General features: G+C 66.0%; 13 protein-coding genes. 9 read left to right on the plus strand and 4 right to left on the minus strand.

Annotated features, from left to right (window positions below; translation table 11 throughout):
* Window position 1 precedes the first annotated feature (1 nt).
* The 3 genes from PAA8504_RS19805 to uxaC form a co-directional block, all read right to left on the minus strand.
* Entirely contained in the window at window positions 2-520 is a 519-nt protein-coding gene (locus PAA8504_RS19805; protein WP_108895923.1) for a TRAP transporter small permease, read from the minus strand.
* 74 nt (window positions 521-594) lie between these two features.
* Window positions 595-1,572: a TRAP transporter substrate-binding protein gene (locus PAA8504_RS19810; RefSeq protein ID WP_108895876.1), complete on the minus strand. Its 978-nt coding sequence runs from the start codon at window positions 1,570-1,572 to the stop codon at window positions 595-597.
* A 37-nt stretch (window positions 1,573-1,609) separates the two neighbouring features.
* Window positions 1,610-3,019, minus strand: a complete 1,410-nt coding sequence (uxaC, locus tag PAA8504_RS19815) for a glucuronate isomerase (protein WP_108895877.1) — start codon at window positions 3,017-3,019, stop codon at window positions 1,610-1,612.
* Window positions 3,020-3,125: 106 nt separating this feature from the next.
* Here uxaC and PAA8504_RS19820 point away from each other — a divergent pair, with 106 nt between their 5' ends.
* The 3 genes from PAA8504_RS19820 to PAA8504_RS19830 are packed head-to-tail and all read left to right on the plus strand — an operon-like array spanning window position 3,126 to window position 4,505.
* On the plus strand, window positions 3,126-3,842 hold the full coding sequence (locus PAA8504_RS19820; protein WP_108895878.1) for a GntR family transcriptional regulator: 717 nt from the start codon (window positions 3,126-3,128) through the stop codon (window positions 3,840-3,842).
* Between the two features lie 37 nt (window positions 3,843-3,879).
* Complete coding sequence (locus PAA8504_RS19825; RefSeq protein WP_108895924.1) at window positions 3,880-4,113, plus strand: type II toxin-antitoxin system Phd/YefM family antitoxin; 234 nt, start codon at window positions 3,880-3,882, stop codon at window positions 4,111-4,113.
* Window positions 4,110-4,505 (plus strand): type II toxin-antitoxin system VapC family toxin, encoded by a 396-nt coding sequence (locus tag PAA8504_RS19830; protein WP_108895879.1) that lies wholly within the window; start codon window positions 4,110-4,112, stop codon window positions 4,503-4,505. Before PAA8504_RS19825 ends, PAA8504_RS19830 begins: the two co-directional genes overlap by 4 nt.
* Window positions 4,506-4,516: 11 nt before the next feature.
* Here the strand turns inward: PAA8504_RS19830 and PAA8504_RS19835 are convergent, their stop codons facing one another.
* The gene (locus PAA8504_RS19835) at window positions 4,517-6,208 is read right to left on the minus strand and encodes an ATP-binding response regulator (RefSeq protein WP_108895880.1); all 1,692 of its coding nucleotides are present in this window, start codon (window positions 6,206-6,208) and stop codon (window positions 4,517-4,519) included.
* Between the two features lie 259 nt (window positions 6,209-6,467).
* Between PAA8504_RS19835 and PAA8504_RS19840 the strand changes: the two genes are divergently transcribed.
* The 6 genes from PAA8504_RS19840 to PAA8504_RS19865 all read left to right on the plus strand — a co-directional run bounded on the left by PAA8504_RS19840 (window position 6,468) and on the right by PAA8504_RS19865 (window position 13,020).
* Window positions 6,468-7,505, plus strand: a complete 1,038-nt coding sequence (locus tag PAA8504_RS19840; protein ID WP_108895881.1) for a Gfo/Idh/MocA family protein — start codon at window positions 6,468-6,470, stop codon at window positions 7,503-7,505.
* Window positions 7,502-8,506, plus strand: coding sequence for a Gfo/Idh/MocA family protein (locus tag PAA8504_RS19845; protein WP_108895882.1), 1,005 nt, complete (start codon window positions 7,502-7,504; stop codon window positions 8,504-8,506). Before PAA8504_RS19840 ends, PAA8504_RS19845 begins: the two co-directional genes overlap by 4 nt.
* A complete protein-coding gene (locus PAA8504_RS19850) occupies window positions 8,503-9,573 on the plus strand; it encodes a Gfo/Idh/MocA family protein (protein WP_108895883.1) in 1,071 nt (356 codons plus the stop codon). The genes PAA8504_RS19845 and PAA8504_RS19850 overlap by 4 nt, the downstream gene beginning before the upstream one ends.
* A 32-nt stretch (window positions 9,574-9,605) precedes the next feature.
* A complete protein-coding gene (locus tag PAA8504_RS19855) occupies window positions 9,606-10,877 on the plus strand; it encodes an ABC transporter substrate-binding protein (protein ID WP_108895884.1) in 1,272 nt (423 codons plus the stop codon).
* A gap of 63 nt (window positions 10,878-10,940) precedes the next feature.
* Window positions 10,941-11,972: a carbohydrate ABC transporter permease gene (locus PAA8504_RS19860; RefSeq protein ID WP_108895885.1), complete on the plus strand. Its 1,032-nt coding sequence runs from the start codon at window positions 10,941-10,943 to the stop codon at window positions 11,970-11,972.
* On the plus strand, window positions 11,965-13,020 hold the full coding sequence (locus tag PAA8504_RS19865; protein ID WP_108895886.1) for a carbohydrate ABC transporter permease: 1,056 nt from the start codon (window positions 11,965-11,967) through the stop codon (window positions 13,018-13,020). The genes PAA8504_RS19860 and PAA8504_RS19865 overlap by 8 nt, the downstream gene beginning before the upstream one ends.
* Window position 13,021 lies beyond the last annotated feature (1 nt).

Genomic DNA, 13,021 nt, shown 5'->3' on the forward strand with positions numbered 1-13,021 from the left:
TCTACTCCTCGACCACGTCGCCGAAGCGGGCGGTATGCATCCCCACGGCGCGGCGCAGCAGACGTTCGACGGACAAGAGCACCATCAGCACGCCCCCGAAGATCAGCGAGAAGAACGCGGTGGCGCCGGTGATCCCGAGGTTGGGGATGGTCGAGCCCCAGGTCGTCGCGGCCAGCGTCCAGCCGTACCAGCACATCCCCGCGCCGAAGGCGATCACCACAAGGTCCGAGATGGTGAAACAGACCTTCTTTACGCTGTCGGGCATGACATGCAGCGCGACGTCGAAGCTGAGGTGGTTGCCCTCGCGCACGCCGACCGCGGCGCCCAGGAAGATGAACCAGCCCATCAGCAGGATCGACGTCGTCTCGGTCCAGGTGGGGGTGTCGTTCATCACGAACCGGCCCCAGACCTGATAGCCGATCAAGGCGGTCATCAGGACCAGACCCGTGGCCGAGGCCCAGAGGATTACGGTGCAAAGCCGCGAGATCGCGGCCGAAAGGGCAAGGACGCGGTCGCGCATGGCCGTCCCGTTCATGGCAAGGGGAAAAAAGGAAAGGCGCCGCCCCCCTTGGGGACGGCGCCGGTGGTGTGTGGTTACTCGACCGCCTGGATCTGCGAGACGAGGTCTTGCAGCTTTTCGGAGGTCACGTGCTTTTCGTAGACCGGGCCCATCGCGTCGATGAAGGGCTGCTTGTCGATCTCGGCCACGATCTCGACGCCGGCGTCGCGCATCGCCTGCTCTGACTCGGCCTCGCGCGCCTGCCACAGCTCGCGCATGATGGGCGTGGATTCACGCGCCGCCTCACGGATCAACTGCTGGTCTTCCTCTGACAGGCTGTTCCAGGAGGCCTGGCTCATCGTCAGGACCTCGGGGACCATCAGGTGCTGGTCCAGCGTGTAGTAGGGCGCGACCTCGTAATGGCCCGACGAGTCGTACGAGGGCCAGTTGTTTTCCGCCCCGTCGATCACGCCGGTCTGGATCGAGGAATAGACCTCGCCATAGGGCAGGGGGGTGGCGTTGCCGCCAAGCGCCTCGACCATGTCGACGAACACGTCCGACTGCATGACGCGGAACTTCATGCCCTCGATGTCGTCCACCGAGGTGATGGGCTTCTGGCTGTTGTAGAAGCTGCGCGATCCGCCGTCATAGAAGGTCAGGCCGACAAGCTGGTGGTTCTGGAACTCGTCCAGGATCTGCTGGCCGATCTCGCCGTCGACGACCTGGTGCATGTGCTCGGTCGAGCGGAAGATGTAGGGCAGCGTGAACACCTTCGTCTCTTCGATGATGTTGTTGAACGGCCCGAGCGAGACGCGGTTGAGGTCGATCACGCCCAGCTGGGTCTGCTCGATCGTGTCCTTTTCCTCGCCCAGCTGGGCAGAGTGGAACATCTCGACGCAGATGCGCCCGTCCGAGCGTTCGGTCAGCATCTCGCCCATGCGTTCGACCGCAACCACCGTGGGATAGCCCTCGGGGTGGGTGTCGGACGCGCGCAGCGTCACTTCGCAGGACTGGGCCGCAGCGGCGCCGGTGAGCGCGACAGTGGCCAGAAGCGTTGCGGTAAGGGTCTTCATTGGTCTTTCTCCTCCCTGGTTGATCTTGGGACTGCGATCACAGCCCGTATGCGTCCTTGGCCAGCCCATATGTCAGGTCATGGGCGACCCGGTGCGCGTCGTCTTCGCGCAGCCGGCCCGTGGCGACGAGCCCGGCCAGATACGCGCAGTCGGTTCGCCGGGCGACGTCGTGCCGCGCGGGGATCGAGCAGAACGCCCGCGTGTCGTCGTTGAAGCCGGCGGTGTTGTAGAACCCGGCCGTTTCGGTCGTGGCCTCGCGGAACCGCATGATGCCCTCGAAGCTGTCGAAGAACCACCATGGCGGGCCAAGGCGCAGCACCGGATAGGCGCCGGCCATGGGGGCCAGTTCGCGCCCGTAGGTGGTTTCGTCCAGCGTGAAGGGGATGATCGTCAGGTCCGGCTCCATCCCCACGGCGTCGAGAAGCGGCTTCAGCCCGCCCACCCAGTCGGTGCGACCGGGGATGTCGAACCCCTTGTCGCGGCCGTGGCGGGCGAAGACGGCGGCGTTGTGATTGCGGCGGCTGCCCGCGTGGATTTGCAGGGTCAGCCCGTCATCCAGGCTCATCTTCGCCATCTCGGTCAGCATCTGGCCGCGGAAGGCGTCGGCTTGGTCGGGCGTGGCCTTGCCGCTGCGCACGGTGTCGAACAGCGCGGCAGCGTCGGATTGGCTGAGGTTCTCGGTCCGGGCGGTCGGGTGCCCATGATCGGACGCGGTGGCGCCGCCGACCTCCTTGAAATAGGCGCGGCGGGCGCGGTGGGCGTTCAGATATCCGTCCCAGGTCGCGCAATCCTCGCCCGTGAGCTCGGCCAGTTTATCGAGGTTTTCGGCGAAGCCCTCGAACTCGGGGTCGACCACGGCATCGGGGCGATAGGTGGTGATGACGCGGCCCGACCAGCCGGACTCACGGATCTGGCGGTGCCATTGCAGATCGTCCAGCGCGCTTTCCGTGGTGGACAGCGCCTCGATCCTGAACCGCTCGAACAGGGCGCGGGGACGGAAGGCGTCTTCGGCCAGCTTGGCGTCGATATGGTCGTAATAGGCGTCGGCCGTGTCGGCGGACAGAACCTCGGTCAGGCCGAAGACGTGTTCGAACGAATGATCCAGCCACATCGCCGACGGGGTGCCGCGGAACAGGTGATACCGTTCGGCGAAGCGGCGCCAGATCGCGCGCGGGTCGGTTTCCGTCTCGCCCCCGTCGACGCGGGGCACGCCCAGGTCGGTGGGGGCCACGCCCTGGCTGATGAGCATCCGGAAGACATAGTGATCGGGGACCACGAACAGCTCGGCCGGGTTCGGGAAACGCTGATCCTCGGCGAACCAGCGGGGGTCGCAATGGCCGTGGGGCGACAGGATCGGCAGGTCGGCCACACGCTCGTACAAGCCGCGGGCCAGGCGGCGCACGCCCTGATCGGCGGGGAACAGTCGATCCGGATCGGTCAGCGCCATGTCGTATTTTCCCTCCCCAAGGCTTTGGCATTCTAGTATGCTAGTTCGGGGGGCCGAGTCAATCGAAGCTTGCCCCCTTGTGCGACCGCAGGGCAAGAGGAGTGTCATGAGGATCGAAGACATCGCCGTGCCGATGCCCGCCGCCACATCGACCGATGGGGTGTTCGCGGCGCTGTATAACGCGATCATCACCATGGACCTGCCGCCCGGCACCAAGCTGTCCGAGGTCGAGGTCGCCCGCCAGTTCGACCTGTCCCGCCAGCCGGTGCGCGATGCGTTCTTCCGGCTGTCTCAACTGGATTTCCTGTCGGTGCGTCCGCAGCGGGCGACGCGGGTCACGCCGATCTCGGAACAGGCGGTGATCGATGCGACTTTCGTGCGCCTCGCGCTGGAGGCCGAGTGCCTGCGCCTGGTCTGCGACCGCGCCACCCCGGCGGATATCGCGATGCTGGACGACAATCTGGCGCGGCAGGCGGAGTTCGCGGCGACCGACGCGATCTCTCAATTCCACGCGCTGGATGAACAATTTCACGAGGCGCTGTGCCGGATCGCCGGGCATGAACACGTCTGGGGCGTGATCCGCACGCAGAAGGCGCATACCGACCGGGTGCGCTGGCTGTCGCTGTCGCAGGCCCGCCGGACCGAGGTTCTGGCCGATCACCGCGCGATCCGTGACGCGGTGGCCGCGGGCGACCTTGCCGCGGCCGACGCGCGGCTGCGCAACCACCTGGAGCATATCCTGGGCATCCTGCCCGGCATCCGCGAGGCGCATCGCGACTGTTTCGCCGAGGACGCGCTTGCGGGACGCGCGCAGGCGGACTAAGTTAGGCTAGTCCACTTCGCCGCCGGAGGGTATGCCCGTGAAGACCGTTAACATCCACGACGCCAAGACCAACCTGTCGCGCCTTGTCGCGGCGGCGGCGGCGGGCGAGTCGTTCGTGATCGCACGGGCGGGCAAGCCACTGGTGAAGGTGACGGCCATCGCGCCCGAACCCGCCGCGGCGTCGCGGCTGAACCTGTTGCCCGGCGTCTTCGCGATCCCGGGGGATTTCGACCGCATGGGGGACCGGATCGCCGATGATTTCGAGGGATGAGCCTTCTGCTGGACACGCATATCCTGCTGTGGGCCGTGTCCGACGCTGCCCGTCTGACCGAAGACACCCGCGCCCGGCTTGACGATCCGGCCGAGACGCTGGTCTTCAGTGCCGCCAGCCTGTGGGAAATCGCGATCAAGTCCGCGCTGGGGCGGGACGACTTTCGCGTGGACGGTGCCCGGCTGCGCGCAGCCTGTCTTGCGGCCGGGTATCTGGAGCTGCCGGTTACGGGGCTGCACGCGCTTGGCGTCGCGGACCTTCCCCCGATCCACCGCGATCCGTTCGACCGAATCCTTGTGGCGCAGGCCCGGGCCGAGCGTCTACCGCTTCTGACCGCCGACAGCGCAGTCGCCGCCTATGGCACCCCGGTCGAAAGCGTTCGCCTGGCCTGAGCCGCGGTGCCTCAGGCCGAACGCCGGTAAGCCATCGCGGCCCCTGCGACAGTGTCGATCATCCGCATCCGGTCGAGGGGCTTGGTCACGCTGCCGCGCACCCCGATCGGAATATCCTCTTGCCCGGCAGAGGTGACGATGACGGGCAGGTCCCGCAGGTCGGGGGCGGCACGGATCCGCTCCATGGTGGCCCATCCGTCCAGGCGGGGCATGTGCAGGTCCAGAAGAAGGACGTCGACGGGTCTGGTACGCAGCTTGTCCAGGGTGTCCAGCCCATCCATGGCCTCGATGACATGCGCGCCGGAGGCCTCGAGCATGCGGCGCGCGACCAGCCGGTTGACCTTGTTGTCGTCGGCGACCAGTACCCGAAGGCCCGTCAACCTGGTGGGGGACCGGCATCGACCGTTCCCGGCATCCGCCACCCGATCCGCCGCGGGGGTGTGGGCGATCGTCACGACGAAGGTGCTTCCAACGCCGGGGATCGACGATACGGTCAGATCCCCGCCCATGGCGCGCGCCAGATCGCGTGCCAGCGACAGGCCCAGACCGGTGCCCTGGCCCGATCGCGACGCGTCGTCGTCGAGCTGGGCATAGGGGGTGAAGAGCCGGTCCAGATGCGCGGCCGGTATGCCGGGCCCGTCGTCGGATACGGTAAAGCGAAGCAACCCCGCGGCATCGAGATCGACCGAAATCGCTATGGTTCCGTGATCCGTGTGCTTCACCGCGTTCGAGACAAGGTTCGACAGGATCTGCCGCAGCCGAAGGGGATCGACGACCGCGGCCTCGGGAACCGACGGGTCGATGTCAACCTCGATCCGCGTGCCCTGTTCCCTGGCCCTGTCGGCGAACAGCCCCCTGACTCGGTGTACCAGATCGCCAACGTGGGCGACCTTCGGTGCGATGGTGAATTTCCCTTCGGACAGCTTTGCGCGGTCGAGGATATCGCTCAGCAGGCTGTTCAGATCCTCGGCCGAGGACAGGAGGATCCGGCCCCGCTCCCTTTCCTTCGAGGTTTCGGCTTCGCTGAGCGCAAGCTGGCCGATCCCCAGGATGCCGTTCAGGGGCGTGCGCAATTCGTGCGCGATGACCGAGAAGAACCGGTCCCGATCACGCATCGCCCGCCGCTCGGCGCCGCGGGCGCGATGAAAGCTGTTCTGTAGCTTGATGGTCAGGGCGATGGCAAATCCCAGATACAGAACGATGATGCCCGAGGCGATCCGCGCCGCAGATATCCCCGGCGCGACACCGATGGACCCAAGCTGGTAGTGCAGGGCGATCACGATGGGTATTCCAGAGGCAAGAGCCGCCGGGATCGCGATGCTTTGCACGATTGTGCGTAGAACGAGGCAATTCACGAAGGTCGCCGTCAGTCCCAGCCACGCGACCAGTTTGACGTTCGCCGCTTCTTCCAACAGCAGGAAAACCAGCGAACTCGCGTAGAAGAAGAGAGAAGCGGCATGGAGGGTGGTATAAAGCTTGAAGGCCCCGGACGTCTTCCGCACCAGAAGCCGCGATTCCAAGGGCAGCAAAAGCAGGTCCAGGATCAACGCGATGGCCCCCAGCACCGGGCATGCCCAGTGCAGGTCATAGGACCATGAAACCAGGCCGAGCGTCACCCAGTAGGCCATGATGTGGAATGGCCGCTCCACCCGCGTCAGGCGAAGGTGCGAAACCAGATTCTCATGCCTCAATGTCGTTGGCATCGCTTCCTCAAAGGGCAAATCGCCCCAAGGCCGGGATCCTAGGTCCGAGGTCTTAAGAATTGTTTGCCCTTCGTCATGCGGTTGCCCCGCGGTCTGGCTGATCTTTCCGCGCTTTACATAAGAACGATTCCGCGTCCCGACGCGCTGGCTCACGCGCGGGATTGATGCGGCGTTTCGGCGCCGCTAGGAAGGGACGACCGCCAAGGGATTGGGACGTCTGGGAATATCCCGGACGGGGCGGACAAAGGGGGGAGGCTTGATGGCCAAGGGCACCGGGTTCAACGCCGTGCTGATCGGGACCGGCATGGTCGCCCGCACCCATCTGGGCGCGCTTCAGGACGCGCCGCAGGTGACCCTGACCGGCGTCGCCGCACGGCACGAAGATAGCGCACGCGCCTTCGCCGAAGCCGCCGACATGCCCCTGCATGTCTATCCCGACATCGCGTCCATTGCCGCCGACGACGCCGTCGATATCGCGGTGATTGCCACGCCCCCGAATGCCCGGCTGGACATCGTCGAACCGCTCGCCCGTGCGGGCAAGCACATCCTTCTGGAAAAGCCCGTGGGCCGCACCGCCGAGGAAGCCGAAGCGGTCGTGAAGGTCTGCGAGGAGGCCGGCGTCGCCCTCGGCATCTTCTTCCAGCACCGGATGCGCGCGGCGTCGCTGAAGGCCGCAGAGCTGGTCGCGACCGGCGATCTGGGCGCGCTGGGACTGGTCGAGATCACGGTGCCGTGGTGGCGCGAACAGGGCTATTACGACGAGCCCGGGCGCGGCACCTATGCCCGCGACGGCGGCGGTGTGATGATCAGCCAGGCGATCCACACGATCGACCTGGCCCTCAGCCTCGCCGGGCCGGTCTCGCAAGTGCAGGCGATGACCGCGACGACCCGTTTTCACGACATGGAATCCGAGGATTTCGCCACTGCCGGCCTGAAATTCGCGAACGGGGCCGTGGGGTCCATGGTCGCTTCGACCGCGTCCTATCCCGGCACGGCCGAGACCATCGCGCTGCATTACGAGCGCGCCAGCCTGACCCTGAACTCGGGCACCCTTGCGGTGCGCTGGCGCGACGGGCGCGAAGAGACGTTCGGCGCCACGGGCGGCACCGGCGGCGGGGCCGATCCCATGGCCTTCACCCATGAATGGCACCAGTCGATCGTCGAGGATTTCGCCGACGCTCTGGTCCAAGGTCGCCCCCCCGCCGCGTCGGGCCGGGCCGCCCTTCCCGCCCATCGCCTGATCGACGCCATCGCCCGCTCGGCCGCCGAGGGGCACATCACAGAGGTTCCGCAATGACCGTCACCTTCGCCGCCCTGGGCCTCGACCACCGGCATATTTATGGCATGGCCGGGAACATGATGGCCGAAGGTGCGACGTTCAAATCCTGGTGGACCGAGGGTGATCCGGGCACGCTGGACGGGTTCGACAAGCGCTTTCCCGATGTCACACGCGCCGCGACCCGCGACGAGATCCTGAACGACCCCGAGATCGACCTGATCCTGATCGCCGCCATCCCCCGCGACCGCGCGGCGCTTGCCATCGCGGCGATGGAGGCCGGGAAGGACGTGATGGTCGACAAGCCCGGCTGCACGACACTGGACCAGCTTGCCGCGATCCGCGACGTGCAGGCGCGCACGGGCCGCATCTGGTCGATCAACTTTTCCGAACGATTCGAGGTGCCCGCCGTCACCCGCGCGGCCGAGCTTGTGGCGGACGGCGCCATCGGTCGCGTCGTGCAGACCGTGGGCCTTGGGCCGCACCGCCTGAACCGCCCCACGCGCCCGGACTGGTTCTTCGACCGCGATGCCTATGGCGGGATCCTGACCGACATCGCCAGCCACCAGATCGACCAGTTCCTGTATTTCACCGGCTCGGACAGCGCCGAGGTGACGATGGCCGGTGTCGCAAACTACGCCAACCCGGATGACCCCGGGTTGCAAGATTTCGGAGAGCTTTCGCTGCGATCCGACAAGGGCCGCGGCTATATCCGGGTGGACTGGTTCACCCCCGACGCCCTGCCCACATGGGGCGACGGGCGGCTGACCATCCTGGGGACCGAGGGCTATATCGAGCTGCGCAAATACGTGGACGTGGGCGGGGCCGAGGGCACGGATCACCTGATCCTGGTGAACGGAGACCGCTGCGAGAAGATCGAATGCGCCGACGCCGGCCTGCCCTATTTCCCCCGCCTGATCGCCGACATCCGCGACCGCACCGAAACCGCCATGCCCCAGTCCCACGCCTTCATGGTGATGGAGCTGGCGTTGCAAGCCCAAGCCATGGCCGAACGCGGATGATCCGGGTCGCGATCATCGGCACCGGCATCGGGCGAGAGCATCTGGCCGGCTACGACACCCTGCCCGACCGTTTCACCGTGACGACCCTGTGCGATCTGGATCTGGACCGTGCGCGCGGCGTCGCGGGCGACCGCCCGATCGCGGTGACGGATGACCTCGACGCCGTTCTGGACGACGAGGCCATCGACCTGATCGACGTCTGCCTGCCCCCGCATCTGCACGTGCCCACCGCCACCCGCGCGCTTCAGGCGGGCAAGCATGTCGTCTGCGAAAAGCCCCTGGCCCTGTCGCTGGCCGAATGCGATGCGCTGATCGGCGCGGCGGCGATCGCGGATCGCCGGGTCTTCCCGGTGTTCCAGTACCGATATGGCATCGCCATGGCTCAGATCCGCGCCCTGAAGGCCGCGAACCTCGCCGGGCGCCCCTTCGCCGCGTCGGTCGAAACGCATTGGAACCGCGGCCCGGACTACTATGCCAACCCCTGGCGCGGGACATGGAAGGGCGAGGCCGGGGGCGCCGTTCTCAGCCACGCGATCCACAACCACGACCTTCTGTGCACCATCTTCGGCAATGCCACCGCGATCTCGGCCAGCACCGCCACCCGCGTCAACGGGATCGAGACCGAGGATTGCGCCGCCATCCTGATCGAACACGACACCGGCGCGCTTTCCACAAGCTCGATCACGCTGGGGGCCGCCACCGATACCACGCGGATGCAATTCACCTTCCAGGGCTTCACCGCCACCAGCGGCAGCGCGCCTTACGCGCCGGTTTCGACCCCTTGGAGCTTCACGGCCCGCGACCCCTACACACAGGCCGATATCGACGCGGTTCTGGCCGACCTCGACACCCCCCGCGCGGGCTTTGCGGGGTTCTTCCATGCCATCGCCGACGCGCTGGAAGGGGATGCCGGGCGCGAAGTCACGTTGCAGGACGGGCGACAAAGCATTGAACTCGTCACCGCGGCCTATCACTCTGCCCGGACGGGACAGCGCGTGTCGCTGCCGCTGACCGAGGCCGCGCCGCTGTATCGAAGCTGGCTGCCGGATCTGGCAGCGGCCCCGTAAGAACGACCTGTGAATCTGGGAGGACACGGAAAATGACAAGAACACACCTGACCACCACCGCGCTTGCGGCCCTTCTGGGGGCCACGGCCCTTGGGGCGCAGGCCCAGGAAGTGCGCTTCATGTGCTATTCCGACGGCAACGAATGCGAGGTCTATGACGATCTGCTGAACCGCTTCGAAGAGCAGAACGAGGGCGTCACCATCGAGGTGGACACCGTCCCCTATCAGGCGATCCTCGACAACCTGCCCGTCCAACTGGCCGCCGGCACCGCGCCCGACATGGCCAAGGTCACCGACCTTGGCGGTCTGGCCGAATACTACCTCGACCTGACCCCGCACGTTGACGAAGCCTATTGGGAGGAGAACTTCGGCAACACCCTCGACTGGTATCGCGGCGACCGCGACGAGGGGATCTATGGCATGCACTCGCAGCTGACGATCACCGGCCCCTACGTCAACGCCACCCTGTTCGAGGACGCGGGCGTCGAGATGCCCGGCGAGGACGCCACGTGGGAAGACTGGGCCCAGGCCGCGACCGAAGTGCGCGACGCCACCGGCGTGCAGTTCGCCATGGCCATGGACCGCTCGGGCCACCGCATCGCCGGTCCCGCGATCAGCTACGGGGCCGAACTGTTCGATGCGGAAGGTGAGCCGATCCTGGTGGACGAGGGCTTCGAGGATTACGTCGCCCAATTTGTCGAATGGCACGAGACCGGCGTGATGGCCCAGGACGTCTGGGGCGGCGCGGGCGGCAGCACCATGGTCGATGCCGCGCAGGAGTTCATCAACGGCGAGCTGGTGTTCTACTATTCCGGCTCGTGGAACACCGGCCGCATGGAAGAGCAGATCGGCGACTTCTTCGACTGGCAGGTCGTCGGCAACCCCTGCGGCCCCGACGGCGTCTGCACCGGGATGCCGGGCGGTGCCGGGATCGTCGGGTTCGACCAGTCCGACAACGCCGAGCTTGTGGCGCAGATCATCGACTTCCTCGCGCAGGAAGAGATCTATGCCGAGGCCGCCGCGCGGACGCTGAACATCCCCGCGCATACCGGCGTCGCGTCCGAAGGTGTCGAATATCAGGACGTGTCCGAACCCGCAGCTGAGGCGCTGAATGCCTGGGGCGCGATGGTGCCGAACCTGTCGCCCACCGCCTTTGCCTATCAGGGCTATCCCAACAACCGCGCGATGTTCAACATCACCGTGGAACGGGTCAGCCAGGCCGTCGTGGGCGAACTGACCGTCGACGAGGCGATGCAGCGGATGCGCGAAGACCTCGACGCCGCCATGGCCGAGATGCAGCAGTAAGGGCCACGTGCCCCGGGGCGATCCGGTTTCGGGTCGCCCTTTCCGCCAAAGGAGGTCTCGGCGATGCTGCGTGTGATCACGCCCGTCATGAACCTGATCGAGATCCCGTTCCGCGGGGCGCAGCGCATGCTGGGCGTGCCTCTGATCGCGTGGGTCTTCCTGGTCCCGAACATTCTTCTGTTCGGCCTGTTCGCGTTCCTTCCGGTCATCCTGAACTTCGTCTACGGCCTGACCGGCGGCACCAACGTCCTGCTGGCCGACCGCCCTTATATCGGCGCGCAGAACTTCAACTACCTGCTGTCCTGCGACAACCATTTCGACCCGAACACCTGCCGCGACGACAAGTTCTGGCGCGCGGTCTACAATACCACGCTGTTCGTCACGCTTCAGGTCGGCTTCATGATCGCCTTCGCGCTGACCACCGCGCTGATCCTGAACCGCGACATCCGCGCGCGCGGCTTCTTCCGGTCGGTCTTCTTCTTTCCCGTCCTGCTCAGCCCCGTCGTGGTGGCGCTGGTGTGGAAATGGATCCTACAGCGCGAAGGGATCCTGAACGCCTTCCTCGACTGGCTGAACCAGACCTGGCTGATCGCAGCCCTATCGGGCGTCACCACCGCCTTGGGCGGCGAGGCCTTGGACGTCCGGGGCATCTCGTGGATCACCGACGCCGACTGGGCCTTCTTCTGGTCGGTGTTCATCAGCGTCTGGGCGCATATGGGGTTCTACACCCTGATCCTTCTGGCCGGGCTTCAGGCGATCCCCCGCGACGTCTACGAGGCGGCGACGATGGACGGTGCCTCGGCCTGGCGAACCCTGCGCCGCATCACCCTGCCGCTTCTGGCGCCGACGATGCTGGTCGTGCTGATCCTGGCGCTGATCAAGGGCGTGCAGACCTTCGACGAGGTCTATGCCTTCACCGGCGGCGGCCCCGGCACCGCGACGACCTTCATCATTCAGTATATCTATGAAGAAGGCTTCGCCGGTCAGCCGCGCCTTTACGGTCTCTCCGCCGCCGCCTCGATCCTTCTGGCGGTTGTGCTGGTGGTTCTGACCGCCATCCAGCTCTGGCTTAACCGGAGGTCCGTCGATGGCTAGCCTGTGGTCCATGCTGACCGCCACGCGGGGGCGGAACGGCCGCCTTCACTGGACCGACTGGGCGTCCTACGCCTACCTGACCTTCGGCATCCTGCTGATGTTCGGCCCCGTGGTCTGGCTGGTTGTCTCCTCGTTCAAGACCCCGAACGAGTTGGACCGCTTCCCGCCCCGATTCCTCCCCTACGTCCAGGAAACGGTCGAGGTAGAAGGTTTCTCCGACCCGTTGCAGGTCTACACCGTGACCGAGGGCGATCTGGCCGGCGAACACGTCGCCCAGACCCGCCGCGCCGGCACCCGCGCCGAGGTCGTGCGCCCCGACGCCCCCGACGACCGCATCCGTCTGCGAACTGACCAGTTGCAGGCGGTGGAACGCGTCGGCTTCACCACCTCGAACTACACCGAACTGTTCGAGCGTTTCACCTTCTTCCGCTACCTCTTCAACTCGACCTTCATCACCGTGATGGCCACGCTCATCATGCTGCTGGTCAATTCGATGGCCGCCTTCGCCCTGTCGAAATACGAATTTCGCGGGCGAACGCCTGTGCTTCTGCTGATCATCGCCACGCTGATGATCCCGCAGACGGTGGTTCTGGTCCCGCTCTACCTGCTGGTCACGCAGATGGGCCTATACAACAGCCTCTGGGGCGTCATCATTCCCGGCGCGGCGACGCCGACGGGCGTGTTCCTGCTGCGACAATACATGGTCACCATCCCCGACGAGATCCTCGATGCCGCGCGCATGGACAAGGCCAGCGAGTGGAAAATCTTCTGGCGCATCATCCTGCCGCTATCCGCGCCCGCCATCGCGGTGCTGGCGATCCTTGCGATCATGTGGCGCTGGAACGACTTCCTCTGGCCGCTGATCGTGCTGTCGGAGAACGAGAAGTTCACCCTCCAGATCGCCCTCTTCTCCTTCCAGGGAGAGTTCCAGACCAACTGGCCGAACCTTCTGGCGATGACAGTCCTGACGCTTCTGCCCATCGCCTGCGTCTTCATGTTCCTTCAGAAATACATCGCCACGGGCATCGCCTCGACCGGCGGCAAATAAC

It is taken from the genome of Palleronia abyssalis (assembly GCF_900302445.1).
GTDB classification, from domain to species: domain Bacteria; phylum Pseudomonadota; class Alphaproteobacteria; order Rhodobacterales; family Rhodobacteraceae; genus Palleronia; species Palleronia abyssalis.